Annotated in this window: 2 protein-coding genes and 1 pseudogene; all 3 read right to left on the bottom strand. The window is 73.7% G+C overall.

Features of this window, described 5'->3' with window-relative positions; all coding sequences use genetic code 11:
- A pseudogene (locus GWI24_RS43790) lies at nt 1-411 on the bottom strand (hypothetical protein); the annotation flags it as partial.
- On the bottom strand, nt 408-1,235 hold the full coding sequence (locus tag GWI24_RS43785) for an NTP transferase domain-containing protein (RefSeq protein WP_308344288.1): 828 nt from the start codon (nt 1,233-1,235) through the stop codon (nt 408-410). The pseudogene GWI24_RS43790 and the gene GWI24_RS43785, both read right to left, overlap by 4 nt.
- Before the next feature lie 29 nt (nt 1,236-1,264).
- Nucleotides 1,265-1,953: dihydrolipoamide acetyltransferase family protein (locus GWI24_RS43780; protein WP_210951576.1), on the bottom strand; the 689-nt coding region annotated here is incomplete at its 5' end.

Here is a 1,953-nt window from a genome sequence, read left to right as displayed (position 1 = left end):
ACCCGAAGATCGGCTCCTCGAATACACCTCTGGCCTTCGGCGTACCCGACCCTGGGCATCCGGGACCGCCGCGGGCTCTTCCGCTGTTTCCCGCGCCAGGTCGAGCGCGGTCTCGACCCAGTCGGTTCGGGTCGGGTCGCCGGTGCCGGCGATACCGTCGATGTCGCCCGTATGGCCGGGGCCGTCGGTGTCGCCGGGCTCGCGGGTGCCGTCGGTCTCGCCGGGGCTTCGCTCCCGGGTGGATTGGGCCGGGCAGCCATTGGCCAGGCTGAGGGCGGCGTCGGCCCAGTCCTCCTCCGATTCCGTTCCAGGCGGCTCCGGGCCCTGCGGCGGCGATTCATTGGCCAGCGCCAGCGCCTCGTCGACCTCGCGGTCGAGCGGGTCCCCGTCCCGGGGGTGGCGAGGTGTCACTGCTCCTCGGCCCAACGCGCCGCCAGCGCCGCGGCCTTCTCGGTGGCGGCGGCCAGCGCCTCGGGGCCACCGCCCTTCTGGGCCGCGGCGTAGCCGACGAGAAAGGTGGTCAGGGGGGCGGCGGGCCGGGCGACGCCATGTGCGGCGTCACGGGCCAGATCGAGTATGGCCGCGGTGTCGACATCCAGGTCGATCCCGAGCTCGGCCTTGACTGCGGCAATCCATTCGTCCAACACGTGTCCATGCTCCCTGATGCGCGCTCGAGCCGTGGTGATGTCTTCCCAGGTGTCGCAGTCGAACGACGCGGTGGGGTGCTGGAGGCGGGCCAGGGCCAGCTCGGAGACGAGGAGACGGAGGGGCAGCCCGCCGAGGCCGCCGTGTTCGGTGGCGAGGAGGGCGATCTCCCGGCGCAGCGGCTCGGCGCGGTAGGCGGCGACAAGGGGCTGCGCACGGCCGTCGGGGTCGATGAGCACGGCCCCTTCGGCGCCCTGGAGACCGGTGAGGAGGGTCTCGACGGTCTCGTGGGTGAGGAAGGGCAGATCGGCGGAGAGGACGAGGACGACCGGAGCCGTGGTCTGCCGGATGCCCGCGTCGACGGCCGCGACCGGACCGCCGCCGGGGGGCTCCTCCCGGGCCCACCGCACCGGCCGCGCCGTGGGCCTGCGCGGGCCGACGACGACGGTCCGCCCGGCGCCGCGGCATGCGTCCAGCACCCGGTCGAGGAGGGCTCGCCCGCCCACCCGCAGCGCGGGCTTGTCCACCCCACCGAGCCGCCGAGCGGCGCCCCCGGCCAGGATCACTGCGTCATACGCACCTGGAGTCACCCCATGAGTATGGCGCCGCCGGGCATCCGCTACAGCCGCCGCAACAACACCATGGGCTGCTCCACGCAGTCGGCCACGAACCGCAGGAATCCACCGGCGGTGCCCCCGTCGCACACCCGGTGGTCGAAGGTGAACGACAGCTGCACCACCTGGCGCACCGCCAGCTCACCCTGGTGCACCCAGGGCTTCGGGGAGATCCGCCCGACCCCGAGCATCGCCGCCTCGGGGTGGTTGATGATCGGCGTCGAGCCGTCGACCCCGAACACCCCGTAGTTGTTCAGGGTGAAGGTGCCGCCGGTGAGCTGCGCGGGGGCGAGGGTCCCGGTCCGCGCGGCCTCGGTCAGCCGGGCGATCTCCTCGGAGAGCCCCTCTATGGTCCGTGTGTGGGCGTCGCGCACCACCGGGACCACCAGACCCCGGTCCGTCTGCGCCGCGAAGCCGAGATGGACGTCGGGGAGCCGGATGATCTCCCGGCCGGCCATGTCCACCGTGGCGTTGAGCTCGGGGAAGCGCGCGAGGGCCGCCGTGCAGATACGGGCCAGGAGGGCGAGCACGGAGACCTTGGGCCCGCCCCCGGCGTTCATCGCCGTACGGGCGGCGAGCAGTTCGGTCGCGTCGGCGTCCACCCAGCAGGTCGCGTCGGGGATCTCGCGCCGGCTGCGCGCGAGCTTGTCGGCCACGGCGCCCCGGACCCCTCGCAGCGGAATCCGCTCCCCCT

Source organism: Streptomyces sp. MK37H (assembly GCF_018035285.1).
In the GTDB taxonomy this organism is placed as follows: Bacteria; Actinomycetota; Actinomycetes; order Streptomycetales; family Streptomycetaceae; genus Streptomyces; species Streptomyces endocoffeicus.
The sequence above is the reverse complement of the archived record's forward strand: the minus strand, read 5'-3'. Positions and strand labels throughout refer to the sequence as shown.